Annotated in this window: 8 protein-coding genes and 1 pseudogene; 4 read left to right on the top strand and 5 right to left on the bottom strand. The window is 72.3% G+C overall.

Features of this window, described 5'->3' with window-relative positions; all coding sequences use genetic code 11:
• Position 1 precedes the first annotated feature (1 nt).
• From JW592_RS01730 to JW592_RS01715, 4 genes and pseudogenes are all read right to left on the bottom strand, one after another.
• Positions 2 to 184 (bottom strand): annotated as a pseudogene (locus JW592_RS01730) (carbohydrate ABC transporter permease); the annotation flags it as partial.
• 143 nt (positions 185 to 327) lie between these two features.
• Positions 328 to 1512, bottom strand: a complete 1185-nt coding sequence (locus JW592_RS01725) for an ROK family transcriptional regulator (protein WP_209263004.1) — start codon at positions 1510 to 1512, stop codon at positions 328 to 330.
• A 225-nt stretch (positions 1513 to 1737) separates the two neighbouring features.
• Complete coding sequence (locus JW592_RS01720) at positions 1738 to 3933, bottom strand: ArnT family glycosyltransferase (RefSeq protein WP_209263003.1); 2196 nt, start codon at positions 3931 to 3933, stop codon at positions 1738 to 1740.
• Between the two features lie 174 nt (positions 3934 to 4107).
• Positions 4108 to 5295 (bottom strand): PP2C family protein-serine/threonine phosphatase, encoded by a 1188-nt coding sequence (locus JW592_RS01715; RefSeq protein WP_209263002.1) that lies wholly within the window; start codon positions 5293 to 5295, stop codon positions 4108 to 4110.
• A 333-nt stretch (positions 5296 to 5628) separates the two neighbouring features.
• On the opposite strand from JW592_RS01715, the gene JW592_RS01710 reads away from it, so the two are divergent.
• From JW592_RS01710 to JW592_RS01695, 4 genes are all read left to right on the top strand, one after another.
• Positions 5629 to 6150 carry a MarR family winged helix-turn-helix transcriptional regulator gene (locus tag JW592_RS01710; protein WP_209263001.1) on the top strand — a complete coding sequence of 174 codons (522 nt, stop codon included), beginning with the start codon at positions 5629 to 5631 and terminating at the stop codon, positions 6148 to 6150.
• A gap of 95 nt (positions 6151 to 6245) precedes the next feature.
• Positions 6246 to 9035 carry a SpoIIE family protein phosphatase gene (locus tag JW592_RS01705; protein WP_209263000.1) on the top strand — a complete coding sequence of 930 codons (2790 nt, stop codon included), beginning with the start codon at positions 6246 to 6248 and terminating at the stop codon, positions 9033 to 9035.
• Between the two features lie 278 nt (positions 9036 to 9313).
• Positions 9314 to 10486 carry a beta-1,3-glucanase family protein gene (locus tag JW592_RS01700; protein WP_209262999.1) on the top strand — a complete coding sequence of 391 codons (1173 nt, stop codon included), beginning with the start codon at positions 9314 to 9316 and terminating at the stop codon, positions 10484 to 10486.
• 86 nt (positions 10487 to 10572) lie between these two features.
• Positions 10573 to 11073 (top strand): hypothetical protein, encoded by a 501-nt coding sequence (locus JW592_RS01695; RefSeq protein WP_209262998.1) that lies wholly within the window; start codon positions 10573 to 10575, stop codon positions 11071 to 11073.
• Here JW592_RS01695 and JW592_RS01690 read toward each other — a convergent pair.
• On the bottom strand, positions 11043 to 12974 hold the full coding sequence (locus tag JW592_RS01690; RefSeq protein WP_209262997.1) for a serine hydrolase domain-containing protein: 1932 nt from the start codon (positions 12972 to 12974) through the stop codon (positions 11043 to 11045). The two genes, JW592_RS01695 and JW592_RS01690, sit on opposite strands and share 31 nt — an antisense overlap.
• Between the last annotated feature and the right edge of the window lie 209 nt (positions 12975 to 13183).

The raw sequence follows: 13183 nt of genomic DNA, 5'->3' as shown, positions 1-13183 counted from the left end.
CTTAGCCCTTTACTCCGGTGAGGGTGACGCCTTCGACGAAGGCTTTCTGTGCGAAGAAGAAGACGATGATGACCGGCGCCATGACCAGCAAGGTGGCCGCCATGGTGAGGTTCCAGTCCACACTGTGCGCCGACTTGAAGGACTCCAGCCCGTAACTGAGCCTCCAGGCACCGGGGTTGGCAGACGGCAGACGGCAGACGGCAGACGGCAGACGGCAGACGGCAGACGGGAACGGGAGGGGGGAAGGGGACACGGGAACAGCCGGAGGCGAACGGCGCGGGGGCAGGGCTCAGGGGTGCCGTGCGAAGCCCGCAGGGGCGGGCTTTCTCAGGCGGTGTCGAACACGTCGTCACGCGCCTGCGCAAGCGCGGACAGCAGGGCTCCGCTGAGGATCGGATCGTCCTCCAGCTCACTCAGCCGCAGCAGCGGCCTGGGCAGCGCGAGCCCGGTCAGCTCCCGCTCCACCAGCGTGCGCAACTCCTCACCCCCGGAACGCGGCACCGCACCGGACAGGACGACGAGTTGCGGATCGACGACCGCCACGACGGCGGCGATCCCGTCCGCCAGCCGGCGCGCGGTCTCCTCCCGCACGGACGGGTCGGCCAGCGCGTCGGCGAGCGGCTTGCCGCCCGCGAGACGGCACACGGCCGGTGCCGAGACCAGGCTCTGGAAGCCGCCGCCCGCGTTCGAGGCGGCGTAGGCGCCGGGACCGCCGCGTGCCGGCGGGGCACCGGGCAGCGGCATGTAGCCGATCTCGCCGGCCCCTCCGGTGGCCCCGCGCAGCAGGGTTCCGTTCACGACGATGGCGGCGCCGGTGCCGCTGTCCACCCAGACCAGGACGAAGTCGTCGTGGTCCTGGGCCGCGCCCGCGTGCTGCTCCGCGACGGCTGCGAGGTTGACGTCGTTCTCGATGGTCACGGGCGTGCCGAGCACCTCGGCCAGCTCGGCGCGGAGCGTGCGGGAGTGCCAGCCGGGCAGGTGCGGCGCGTAGCGCAGTTCACCCGTGTGCGGGTCGAGCGCGCCGGGGGTGCCGATGACCGTGGTATGCGGCTCGGCCGGCCCCGGCCCGGCCTCCCGCAGCGCTCCGTCGACGGCCTCCTTGACCAGCTGCGCGGTGCGGTGGCGGGCGTCCGCGGCGACGGAGTCGGCCTCCACACGGGCGCGGCCGACGACGGTTCCGGTGATGTCGGCTACGACGGCCGAGATGCCGTGCGGATCGGCGGACAGCGCCGCCACATGGGCGGCCGCCGGCTCGATCTCGTACAGCAGAGCGTTCGGTCCCGGCCTGCCGCGCTCCTTGCTGCGTGTGCGGACCAGCCCCATCTCCTCCAGCCTGCCGAGGAGTTGGGAGGCGGTGGGCTTCGACAGACCGGTCAGCTCACTGATCTTGGTGCGGGTGAGCGGCCCATGGGCCACGAGGAGATCGAGTGCGGCGCGGTCGTTCATCGCGCGCAGCACACGCGGGGTGCCGGGGGGCGCCGGTGTGCCGCTCGGGCCTGGGGGTGTGGCCATGGTGGTGCCCTCTGTCCGGGCTGGTGCCCTGTCCGTCGGGCCGCCCGGGCGTGTACGGCGCGTGGGCGGCGATCGTTAGGAAACTTTCCTATCAATGCCGGGAACCTAGAACTCAGCCCACAGAGCCGTCAACAGCCCGGACGGAAAACGGCTCCGAGCGCACGGCGGGGCGGCGCGCCCTTACCGGTCGCGCCGCCCCGCTCGTGTCCGTAACTCCGTGGGCCCTTACTTGGGCCGGGTCAGGTCGTAGAAGGTGGTGTTGTCCGCCGTCACCTTGGTGTAGTTCTTCGTGACCCAGGAGGTGATCTCCGAAGCCGTGCCCTGCCCGCCTCCGGGGCCGCCCCGCGAACCGGTGATGAAGTAGTGGATGCTGCCTTGCTCCACGTACGTCTTGAACTGGGCCAGGGTCGGGGAAGGGTCGGTTCCGTTGAAGCCGCCGATGGCCATCACCGGCAGGCCGGTGGCCAGTTGGTAGCCGGCCGCGTTCTGCGAGCCGACGGCCGCCGCTGCCCAGGTGTGACCGGCGGAGTTCTTGCGCAGCAGCGCTTCGGCCTCCGCGGAGACCTCGCTGCCGTTGAGCAGCCCGCCCATCCCTCCGCCGGGATCCTGGCGGCCGCCCGCTGCTTCCGGCGTGCCCGGCTGCTGCGCGTTGCCTCCCGGAGGGCGCTGCATGCCCTGTTGGCCGCCGCCCGGACGGTTCCCCGCCGCCTGCCCTGGCGGACCCTGACCGGCACCCGGCCCTTGTCCGGGGCCTTGTCCTTGTCCCGCGCTCTGGCCTTGTCCGGCACCCTGGCCCTGGCCTTGCCCGGTGCCCTGCCCCGGGCGCGGCATGCCCTTGCCGCCGCCCGGCACACCGGGTGGGCCGCCCCGGCTCACGGCCGGCCCCGCGGTGACGATCGAGCCGGTGTGCGGCGTACCGACCGTGCTCAGGGTGAACGCCACCGGCCCGGCGACCGCGGCGAGCAGCCCCAGCCCGGCGAGGGCCACGCCGACGGTGCGCGGCAGTACGGTGGCCGCCAGCAGCCCGCAGGCCGCCACGACGCCCGCCACCAGTACGGCCCAGCGCAGCCACGGCAGCCAGTCCGTCGCCCGGCCCAGCAGCACGAACGCCCATCCGGCCGTCCCGGCGACCGCCGCCGCCAGCACCGCGGCGCACAGGAGCCGGTTCCGCTCGCGCCACACTACTGTGACTCCCATCGCCACCACGGCGGCGAGGTAGGGCGCGAGCGCGACGGTGTAGTACTCGTGGAAGATCCCGGACATGAAGCTGAAGGTCAGCCCGGTGATCAGCAGCGAGCCGCCCCACAGCAGGAACGCGGCCCGCAGCGCGTCGGTGCGCGCCGCCTTGCGCGTCAGCACCAGGCCCACGACGAGCAGCAGCAGCGCGCCGGGCAGCAGCCAGGCGATCTGGCCGCCGACCGTGTCGCCGAACAGCCGTCCCGGCCCGGTCTGTCCCCACATGCCGCCACCGCCGCCGGGGCCCCGGCGGCCGCCTCCGCCGCCGACGCTGCCGGTCTCGCCCCCGGTGAGCCGGCCGAAGCCGTTGTAGCCGAAGGTCAGCTCCAGGAAGCTGTTCTCCTGCGAGCCGCCGATGTACGGCCGCGAGGAGGCGGGCCACAGTTCGACGAGCGCGACCCACCAGCCGGCCGTGACGAGGAGGGTGAGCCCGCCGAGCAGCAGCTGCCCGATCCGGCGGCGCAGCCGGGTCGGCCCGCATACCAGGTAGACCAGCGCGGCCACCGGCAGGATCAGCCACGCCTGCAGCGCCTTGGCCAGGAATCCGGCGCCGAAACAAGCGCCCGCCAGCACCAGCCACTTGGTGCGGGCGTCCTCCACGGCCCTGCTCACGCACCACAGCGCGGCCACCATCAGCAGGCACAGCAGCGCGTCCGGATTGTTGAAGCGGAACATCAGCGCCGCCACCGGGGTCAGTGCCAGCAGCGCTCCGGCGAGCAGCGCGGAGGCCGGTCCGGTACGGCGCCGCACGGCGGAGTACAGCACGCCGACCGAAGCCACGCCCAGCAGCGCCTGCGGCACCAGGATCTGCCAGGAGCCGAGGCCGAAGAGCCGTACGGACAGGGCCATCGGCCACAGCGCGGCCGGCGGTTTGTCGACGGTGATGGCGTTGCCCGCGTCCAGCGAGCCGAACAGGAACGCCTTCCAGCTGACGCTGCCCGCCTGCGCCGCGGCGGAGTAGAAGGAGTTGGCGTAGCCCGAGGAGCCGAGGCCGTACAGGTACAGCACCGCGGTGGCCGCCAGCAGCGTCCAGAAGGCGGGCGTCTCCCAGCGTGGTCGTGAGGCACGTCGCTGCCGTGACCGGGCCCGTAGCCGGTCGCCGAGTGGTTGCCGGTGTCCGGCGGCGGAACCGTCGCCGGTGCCGGGTGCGTCCGCCGCACTGCCGGAAGAGGTGAGGGTGGTCATTCGGTGGTCCGCTCTCTGTCAGGTCCGTAGTGCCCCGAACATCGCGAACCGCGCTGTCATCCACCTGTGCCGAACCTGTGCGGCGACTGTGAGTCCCTGGCCCGCGACTCCCCGGTCCGCCAGCCGTGACCGCGAGCTGCCGGCCCCGGTCCCTGGTCCGACCCGTCCGACCCGTCAGCCTCCGGCGCCGCCGTGCTCCTCGCGTCCGTACCAGTCGACGCACACGACAAGCGCGTCGTCCTCGAGCGGACCGGCGCCCCGGTGACTCGCCAGGTCGTGGAAGACCGCGCGCGGTACCTGCGTCGGCGGCAGCAGCCGGTTCGCGGCCAGGGAGCGGGCCAGCGCGTGGTCACCGAACGGCTCACCCGCGCGGGACAGCGGCTCGTACACGCCGTCGGTCGCCAGCAGCAGCCGGTCGCCGGGCTGGACCCGGAAGTGCTCGGTGACGTAATGGGTGTCCTCGAACATGCCCAGCGGGAGTCGCGCGTCGAAGAGCAGGTTCTCGGCCTTGGCGTCCCTGCACAGCCACGCGCGGGGTGAGCCCGCCTCGACTATCTCCACCTCGCCGGTGCCGAGTTCGAAGCGGAACAGCACCATCGAGACGTAGGCCGAGCCCCGGTAGTGGGCGTAGACGGCCTGGTCGGTGAGGGCCGCCTGGTCGGCTAGGCCGAGGCCGGCGCGGCGCGCGTTGCGCATCGCGCTGACGGCGAGGTTGGTCAGCAGCGCCGCCTCGACCCCCTCGCCCATGCCGTTGGTGACGGCCACGGTCAGGTGCTCGGCCGAGACCGACCAGTCGAAGTTGTCGCCGGAGATGGAGTACGCCGGCTCCAGATGGGCGCCCAGGGCGAACTCCCGGCGCCGGAAGGAGTGTCCTGGCAGCAGCTGCCACTGCATTTCGGCGGCGACGGTCAGCCGGGTGGCCCGGCGGGACCGCTCGTACAGGTCGGTGTCCCGCTCGGCGACGGTGATGGCGTGCCCGAGCGCCTCGCACAGGTCTTCGAGTTCGGGCAGCAGGCCCCTGGCGTGGTCCTGGCGCGGCAGCGTCACCGAGAGCACCCCCAGCCGGTCACCCCGGACGCTCACCGGCAGATGTACCGCCACGGTGTCCGTCGCCCGGTCGGTCAGCACCACGGGTTCCGGTGCCCGCAGTGCCCGGCCCTGGGGGCTGTCCTGAATGAGCAGCGGCTCCGTGGTCAGCGGTACGTCCTCCACCACCTGCAGGGTTCGCATACCGTAGTCGGCCAGCCGCAACTCGGCGTGGACGGCGCCGTAGTGCTCTCGCAGCGCCTTTTTCACGACGTCCGTCAACGCGGGCGGGGCGGCGGTGCGCAGGGCGCGCTCGACCACGGCGAATCTGTCCACGTCTCCTGCTTCTCTGTCTGCCATACGTGCAGCGGCCGGGCGCTGAAGCACTGCTTCCGCCGCGGACCGGACAGACATTATCGTCGCACGGAAACATTCGCCGTATGACAACAGATCGTCTCGGCGGCGCTCCGGCCGTGGTCAGCGCCACGGGTCGGTGCCGGCCGCCGGTGCGGGCCTGTCCGACGGCCGTGCGGAGAGATAGGCTCTTCCTGGCCCCTGACAGCGGCGAGGGAGCCTCGCGGAGCCGGGCGGCAAGAGTGCCGAAGTTGTGGAGAGAAACGTGACGTCGACCCCCGCCATCGACCGGTCGCACCGGCTCGGAGCGGCGCTGTGACGGGCGAGAACCCCCGTAGGGGCCAGCCTGGGCGCTGCGGTGCGCAGCAGGCGGCCGAGACGGCCGGTGAGGTCATCGAACTGCTGGAGGTCCTCTGGGAGCACGGCCGTGACGCGGTCTCCTCCTCGCCGGTCTCAGCCTCGCAACTGCGGGTGCTCTACTGCCTCGACCGGGACGAAGGCATGAACCTGCGCACGCTGGGGGAGATGCTGGGCTCGGCCCCCTCCTCGGTCAGCCGGCTGTGCGACCGCCTCCAGGCGCTGGGTTTCCTCGAACGGCTCCCCAGCCAGGTCAGCCGCCGTGAACTGGAACTGCACCTGACGCACCAGGGCAGGAAGTACCTCAGCGACCTCCGGCTCAAGCGCGAGGAAGCGCTGACCGCGACCCTGGCGTCGATGCCACCGCGAGCGCGCAGCGTGCTCTACGAAGGACTCAAGGCGTTCCGCGACGCGGCGGAGGCAACCGCACCGGCACACCGGCTGAGTGCCCTCAAGGACGTCGACGACCGTTCCGCCTGACCCGGCAGCCGGGCGCGCCGCGCGCTGTCCGCGCCTGGACATGGGTGAACTGCACATCCGCGTAATTCACGGCAAATAACGGTAAACCATGCTGCATGACTCTAAAGCGTCCAGGGGCGGGGGAGCGCGGCCCGAGGTTCGCTAGGCGGAGCGTCGCCGGGCAGGTTTTCGTACTGCAATTGGCGATCGTGCTGCTGCTGGTGATCGCGGGAGCCGCGATTCTGGCCTGGCAGGCTCGCGCCGCGGACGTCCGCAGTGCCCGGGAGCGCTCACTGACCTGCGCCAGAACGCTGGCCCTCGCCCCCTCCGTGGCAGCGTTCCTGCAGTCCTCCGAGCCGACCCGCGGACTGCAGCCGTTGAGTGTGCGGGCGACCCGAGTGTGCGGGATCGACTTCGTTGCGATTCTCGACACGAAAGGCGTCAGGCTCAGCGACCCCATCCCTGACCTGATCGGCAAGCGGGCCTCCGGGGACTTCGGCCGGGCGCTGGCCGGAGAGTCCTACAGCGAGCAGTTCGAGGGCGAGCCCAAGGACTCGGTGCGCGCCGTGGCACCCGTACGCGACGCGGACGGAGAGAACCTCGGGCTGGTCACGGCGGGGGTCGACCTCACGACCGTCGCCGCCCGGCTCAACCGCGAGCTGCCGTGGGTCGGGGTCGGCGCGGCCGGCGCGCTGCTCCTCGCCACGGCGGGCGCCGCACTGGTGAGCAGGCGGCTGAACCGGCAGACCCGCGGCCTCGGTCCGGCCGAGGTCACCCGGATGTACGAGCACCATGACGCGGTGCTGCACTCGGTACGCGAAGGGGTGCTCGTACTCGACGGCGAACGGCGGCTGGTGCTCGCCAACGACGAGGCGCACCGGCTGCTCGGGCTGCCGGACCAGGCCCAGGGACAGCACGTCGACGAACTGCGGCTGGAGTCGGACTTGGCCCAGCTGCTGTCCTCGGGCCGCACCGCCAGCGACGAAGTGCACGTGGTCGGCGACCGGATGCTGGCCGTCAACCAGCGCACCACCGGCCGGGGCGACGGGCCCGCCGGCAGTGTGGCCACCCTGCGGGACACCACCGAGCTGCGGGAAGTGGCCGGCCAGGCCCAGGTCGCGGCCCAGCGCCTGGAACTGCTCTACACGGCGGGCCTGCGCATCGGTACGACACTCGATGTGGTTCGGACCGCGGAGGAGCTCGCCGAGGTGGCGGTCCCCAGATTTGCCGACGTGGTCACCGTCGACCTGTTCGACCACGTGATCAGCGGCAAGGAGCCGTTGCCCGACCCCGCTTCGGCCCCGGTACGCCGTGTCGCGCTGCGCTCGGCCGTCGGCGCGGCCCACCCGCTCCAGCCCGTCGGCAGCAGGCCGTCCATCCCGCCCGTGACGGGTCGTCAGGAGGGCGTGGAGGGCGTGAGAGGTGAGGAAGCCGGAGCGGCCGGCGCGGCCACGCACGCCGGGACAGCGGCCGGACACGCCGTGGCAGGGGAGGCGGGCGGTGAGGCGGTCGAGCCCGTGCTGGAAGGCGACCTGGCCGCCGCGACCGAGTGGCGAGCCGTCGACCCCGAGCAGGCCGAGCGCCTCCTGGCCGCCGGCTTCCACTCCCTGATCACCGTGCCGATGCGGGCCAGGGGCACCGTGTTCGGGCTCGCCAGCTTCTGGCGCAGGGACCAGCGGCCGTTCCAGCCGGAGGACCTGGCCTCGGCCGAGGAACTGGTCGCGCGCACCGCGGTGTGTGTCGACAACGCCCGCCGCTACGCACGGGAACACGGCCTCGCCGTCACGCTCCAGCGCAGCCTGCTCCCCGGCGGCCTGCCCGAACAGAACGCGGTCGGCGCCGCCTACCGCTATCTGCCCGCGCAGGCCGGGGTCGGCGGCGACTGGTTCGACGTCATCCCGCTGCCGGGCGCCCGGGTGGCGCTCGTCGTCGGTGACGTGGTCGGACACGGGCTGCACGCGGCCGCCACCATGGGGCGGCTGCGCACCGCGGTGCACAACTTCTCCTCGCTCGACCTGCCACCGGACGAACTGCTGGCGCACCTGGACGAACTGGTCGCGCGCATCGACCAGGACCCCACCCTCGGCCCGGAGACCGAGCCGGTCACCGGCGCCACCGTGCTGTATGCCATCTACGACCCCACATCCGGCCAGTGCCACCTGGCCATGGCCGGACACCCGCCGCCCGCGCTGGCGCGCCCCGACGGCACCACCACTGTGCTGAACCCTCCGGAGAACCTGCCGCTGGGGCTGGGTACCTCACCGTTCGAGACCTTCTCCCTCACCCTGCCGGAAGGCAGCCGCCTGGTGCTCTACACCAACGGTCTGGTGCAGGTGCGCAGCCGCGACCTGGACGACCGCCTGGACATGCTGCGTACGGCCCTCACCCGTGTCGAGCGCGGACCCGAGGAGACCTGTGCCGCCGTGCTGGAGGCCCTGCTGCCCGACCGCACGAACGAGGACCGGGACGACATCGCGCTGCTCGTCGCCGAGACCCGCATGCTGCCGTCCTCCCGGATCGCCCGGTGGGATGTCCCCAGCGACCCCGAAGCCGTCGCCCCCGTCCGCGCCGCATGCATGTCCCAACTGACCGAGTGGGGCCTGGAGGAGACCGCCTTCACAGCGGAGCTCGTCCTCAGCGAACTGATCACCAACGCCATTCGCTACGGCGAACCCCCGGTCACTGTACGGCTCCTGTGCGACCGGTATCTGACCTGCGAGGTCTCCGACCGGAGCAGCACGGCTCCGCACCTGCGCCGGGCCACCACGGTGGACGAGGGCGGCCGCGGTCTCTTCCTGATCGCTCAGCTGGCCCAGCACTGGGGCACCCGGTACTCCCCGGAGGGCAAGACCATCTGGGCCGAACTGCCGCTGACGACCGTTCATCAGGAGCCACCCCTGGCCTGAGGCGGCCGGTTCCGGCGAAGCCCTTGACGAAGGTCCATACCTTCGGCACCGTGCTGTGCCGTGACGTGAGAGCGCTCACCCACCCCCCACTTCAGAGGAGCGCATGTCATGACTGCGTTGACCACGCCTGCGCGAAAACCCCGCGCGGCCGAATCCGGTGTCCCGGGTGCGCCATCCGCCGCCTTCCCTGGCGGCTCCTTCCCCGCGCGTGCCGTTGCCGACAACGATGTCAACCCTGTCCGTCCATCCGTCTCCGCCGTCTCCGGAGGTACCGTCCGATGAGTCCCGTCAGCCGCCGCGCCTTGATCCGCTCAGCCGCAGCTGCAGCCGTCGCCGTCCCCGCTGCCGGGCTCGTCACCCGCCAGGCGAGTGCGGGCAGCCTCTTCGGCGGGCAGGCCGCCGGCCTCGCGCTGAAGATCGTCAACAACAGCGGCGCCTACGACAACGCCTCGGTCCACCTCTACATCGTGGGCAACGACGGCAAGAACCAGTGCCGTGTCACCCCCGAAGGCAAGCTGAAGCCGGTTCAGATGTCCGACAACGGTCCGGACGGCTTCACCGACTACGCCATCCCGCTGACCGGCACCGAGACCACGATCTCGCTGCCCGAGATGTCCGGCCGGATCTATGTCGCCTGCGGCGAGAAGCTGAAGTTCAAGGCCGTCGAGACCGACAACGGCGCGGCGCTCGCCTATCCCGCCGGATGGGTGGAGTCGGACCCCAACTACCCGGTCGTGCACGACTGTGCGGAGTTCACGTACAAGGGCGGCGCGATGTACTGCAACACCACCATGGTCGACATGTTCAGCGTCCCGTTGTCCATCGAGCTGAAGGGCGGCAAGAGCCAGACCACCGGCACGCTCAAGCCCGGGGCGCGCGGCCGGATATTCGACTCCGTCCGCTCGGTCGAGGCATTCTCCAAGCTCGTCATCGACGACAAGCGCGTCATCGCGCCCGGCCACGGCATGGGCTCAGGACTGTTCGCCGAGGACTACTTCGCTTCGTACATCGACCAGGTGTGGGACGCCTACGGGAGCAAGGACCTGAAGGTCACCACCAACGCGGGCACCTTCACCGGCCGCGTCAGCGGCGACAGGCTGGCCTTCACAGGACCGGCCGAGGTCTCCTTCGCCAAGCCGAGCACCAAGGACGTCCTCTTCTGCGACGGTGCTCTGGCGGCACCCAACGACGGGACCACCGGCCCGGTGGCCGCCGTCCTGGGCGCCGCCTTCAACCGCACCACGCTGCTCTCCTCGGCTGCCCAGCCCACCACCGACCCCGCCACCTTCTACCAGGGCGAGGTCACCCACCACTACGCCAAGGCGATGCACGCCGCGACGGAGGACGGGAAGGCGTACGGCTTCGCCTTCGACGACGTGGCCGGTTTCGCCTCGTACATCGAGGACGGCGCGGCGACGGAGCTGACGCTCACGATGACGCCCTTCGAGTGACACCCGTCGCGAGCTCTCCCGGTGGGGCAACCGGCAACGGCGTAGGCGGGGTTTGAGAACGCGGTCGTCCCGGGAACGGCGGGCACATGATGCGCCGGACATGGGCTGGGATCGTCGCCGGTGCGGTCGGTACGACCGCACTCAACACCGTCACGTACCTGGACATGGCGGTGCGCGGCCGGGGCGCCAGCTCCACACCCGAGGACGTCGTCCACCGGCTCAGCGCTCGCACACACGTGCCCGTACCGGGCGGGGCCGAGGCGCGGGAGAACCGCGCCTCGGCGGCGGGCGCGCTGTTGGGCATCCTCACCGGCGTCGGCGTCGGCGCGCTGTACGGCGCCTCTCGCGCGCTCCCATGGCGCCCGGCGCTGCCGCTGGCCGGGCTCGCCACGGGCCTGGCCGCGATGGCGGGCTCCGACCTGCCGGTTGCGCTGCTGAAGGTCTCACAGCCGCGTACCTGGCGACCGGCCGACTGGCTGGCGGACCTGGTGCCGCACCTGGTCTACGGTGCGGTGACCGCGGCCGCCTACGAGATGCTCAGGCGCGAGCCGATGGCCTACCGGCAGCCGAAAGGGGCCCCGCCGTAGGGGAGTCCGGCCGCGGCCGCCAGCGGCCAGGGCCGGGGCAACGGCTGCCAGCCGCGCGCGGTCAGCGGGGCGTCGGGACAGTCGCTGTTGAACAGCACCCGCGTCCCTTCCGTCACCAGCACACCAGAGAGGTTCACGCCCCGGCCCCCGGAGAGTGCGGTACCGGCGTAGCGCCAGCGCAGCCGCAGGCCCTGCGGATACGGGCCGGCCGGCAGGGTGGCCCGCACCCGCTGCCAGGTGCGGCGGTGGTATCCCGACCGCGCGGTCCGGGGCACCGGCTGCCAGGTGTGGCCGCCGTCGGTGCTCCGTTCCAGCACGAACAGGTCACTCGTGTCGGTGTCGACGAAGGCGTCGTAGCGGATGTGCAGCGGACCGCGCGTATCGAGCTGTCCGGCCCTGTCACGCGGCCGGGTGGTGCGGCCCGGAGCGACCCCCATGAGCTGCCCGGACGTCAGTGTGCCGCCCTGCCCGCCTGTTTCGCCCCCGCTCCCTTCGCCGTCCGTCGGCCCGTCGAACCACGAGCGCCCGCCGCCGGGCGCCCGCACCGGGATGGACCGGGCGAGTGCCTGGCCCGCGGCGCGGCGCGCGGGGTTGGTGGACGGTGTCTCGTCCTTGGGGTGCACCCGGTTGGCCAGCAGGATCGCGAACGAGCGCGACTGCCGGTCGATCACCAGCGAGGTGCCGGTGAAGCCGGTGTGCCCGAGCGTCTGCGGGGACGAGAGTCCGCCCATGTACCAGGGCTGGTCGAGTTCGAAGCCGAGGCCGTGCGCGTCCCCCGGGAAGCGGGCGGTGTAGTTGTGCCCAAGCAGCTCGACGGAGTGCGGGCCGAGAATCCGCCGGCCCCGGTACGTACCGCCGTTGAGCAGGGTCTGCGCGAGCACCGCCAGATCATCGACGGTGGAGAAGAGCCCGGCATGACCGGCGACGCCGCCCATGGCCCAGGCGTTGTCGTCGTGCACCGAGCCGCGCAGCATGCCCGTCCCTGGGCGTGGCGCGTACGCGGTCGCGGCGATGCGGGGGCGCCAGGCGGCGGGCGGGTTGTAGGCCGTGTCGCGCATCCGCAGCGGCTCCGTGATGCCCTCCCGTACGAGGGTGTCGAGACGGTCGCCGGTCACCTTCTCCAGCACCAGCTGCAGGCTGAGCAGATTGAGGTCGGAGTAGCGGTACCGGGTGCCGGGCCGGGCGAAGGGCCGGGCGCGGAGGATCGTCTGTTTCCGCGCGGACAGCCCGCCGCTCACCTCCCACAGCGGGGTCCGGGGGGTGGCGGGCAGTCCAGAGGTGTGGGTGAGGAGCTGCTCGACGGTGATGCCGCCCTTCCCGTCGGCGGTGAACGCGGGGAGGTAGCGGGCGACCGGCACGTGCAGGCGCAGCCGCCCGGCCTCGACCTGCTGCATGGCGACGAGGGCGGTGAACAGCTTCGAGAGCGACGCCAGGTCGTAGATGGTGTCGGGGCGGGCCGGTACGCGCTCACCCGGGGGCAGCTCGACCCCCGGGCGTGCGTAGCGCACGGCGTCACCGCTCGCGTGCCGGGCGACGACGGCACCGTCGTGCGCCAGCAGCGCGGTGGCCCCGGAAAAGAGATACCCGGCACCGCGCGCCGGGTCGGTCCAGTCTGCGAGCCGGCGGAGGAAGGCGTCGATGGGTGCGGGATTCAGCCCCACTTCTCGGGGTGTCCTGCGCAGCAGCACGGTGTCGGCCGGTGCGAAGCCCCGTGCGGGCTGGTCGAATCCCCGGCTGACCCCCGGCGCGGTCACCGGCCCGCCCACCGCCTCGTCCGCCGGCGCGGCCCGTGACCCGGCGGTGCTTCCGTCGCGGGCGTGCGAGAGCGGGACGGACCCCAGCAGCGCGGCCAGTACGACGAGCACGCTCGCCGGCACGATGACGTACGCAGAAACGCGCATCCGGCCCCCATCGACCCCATCGCTGTCCGAGACGGTTCCGCGACGACGAACTTACGCGCGCCGCACCGGCACGCGCGGCACCCGCGGGTCGCCCGGGTGTGGCTCGCGCGCTGTACGGGGCACCGGCGGCCGGAGGACGACACCCCGGCGGCGTACGGTGTGTGACAGCGGCTCAGCGCTGCCGCGGCTGTACGATCGCGCTCGTCGCG

It is taken from the genome of Streptomyces spirodelae, from assembly GCF_017676385.1.
GTDB classification, from domain to species: domain Bacteria; phylum Actinomycetota; class Actinomycetes; order Streptomycetales; family Streptomycetaceae; genus Streptomyces; species Streptomyces spirodelae.
The sequence above is the reverse complement of the archived record's forward strand: the minus strand, read 5'-3'. Positions and strand labels throughout refer to the sequence as shown.

What these genes read in the sequence shown, in the direction of transcription:
- JW592_RS01725 (WP_209263004.1), bottom strand. Translation starts at nt 1,512, where the DNA reads ATGGCCACACCCCCAGGCCCGAGCGGCACACCGGCGCCCCCCGGCACC.
- JW592_RS01720 (WP_209263003.1), bottom strand. Translation starts at nt 3,933, where the DNA reads ATGACCACCCTCACCTCTTCCGGCAGTGCGGCGGACGCACCCGGCACC.
- JW592_RS01705 (WP_209263000.1), top strand. Translation starts at nt 6,246, where the DNA reads ATGACTCTAAAGCGTCCAGGGGCGGGGGAGCGCGGCCCGAGGTTCGCT.
- JW592_RS01700 (WP_209262999.1), top strand. Translation starts at nt 9,314, where the DNA reads ATGAGTCCCGTCAGCCGCCGCGCCTTGATCCGCTCAGCCGCAGCTGCA.
- JW592_RS01695 (WP_209262998.1), top strand. Translation starts at nt 10,573, where the DNA reads ATGATGCGCCGGACATGGGCTGGGATCGTCGCCGGTGCGGTCGGTACG.
- JW592_RS01690 (WP_209262997.1), bottom strand. Translation starts at nt 12,974, where the DNA reads ATGCGCGTTTCTGCGTACGTCATCGTGCCGGCGAGCGTGCTCGTCGTA.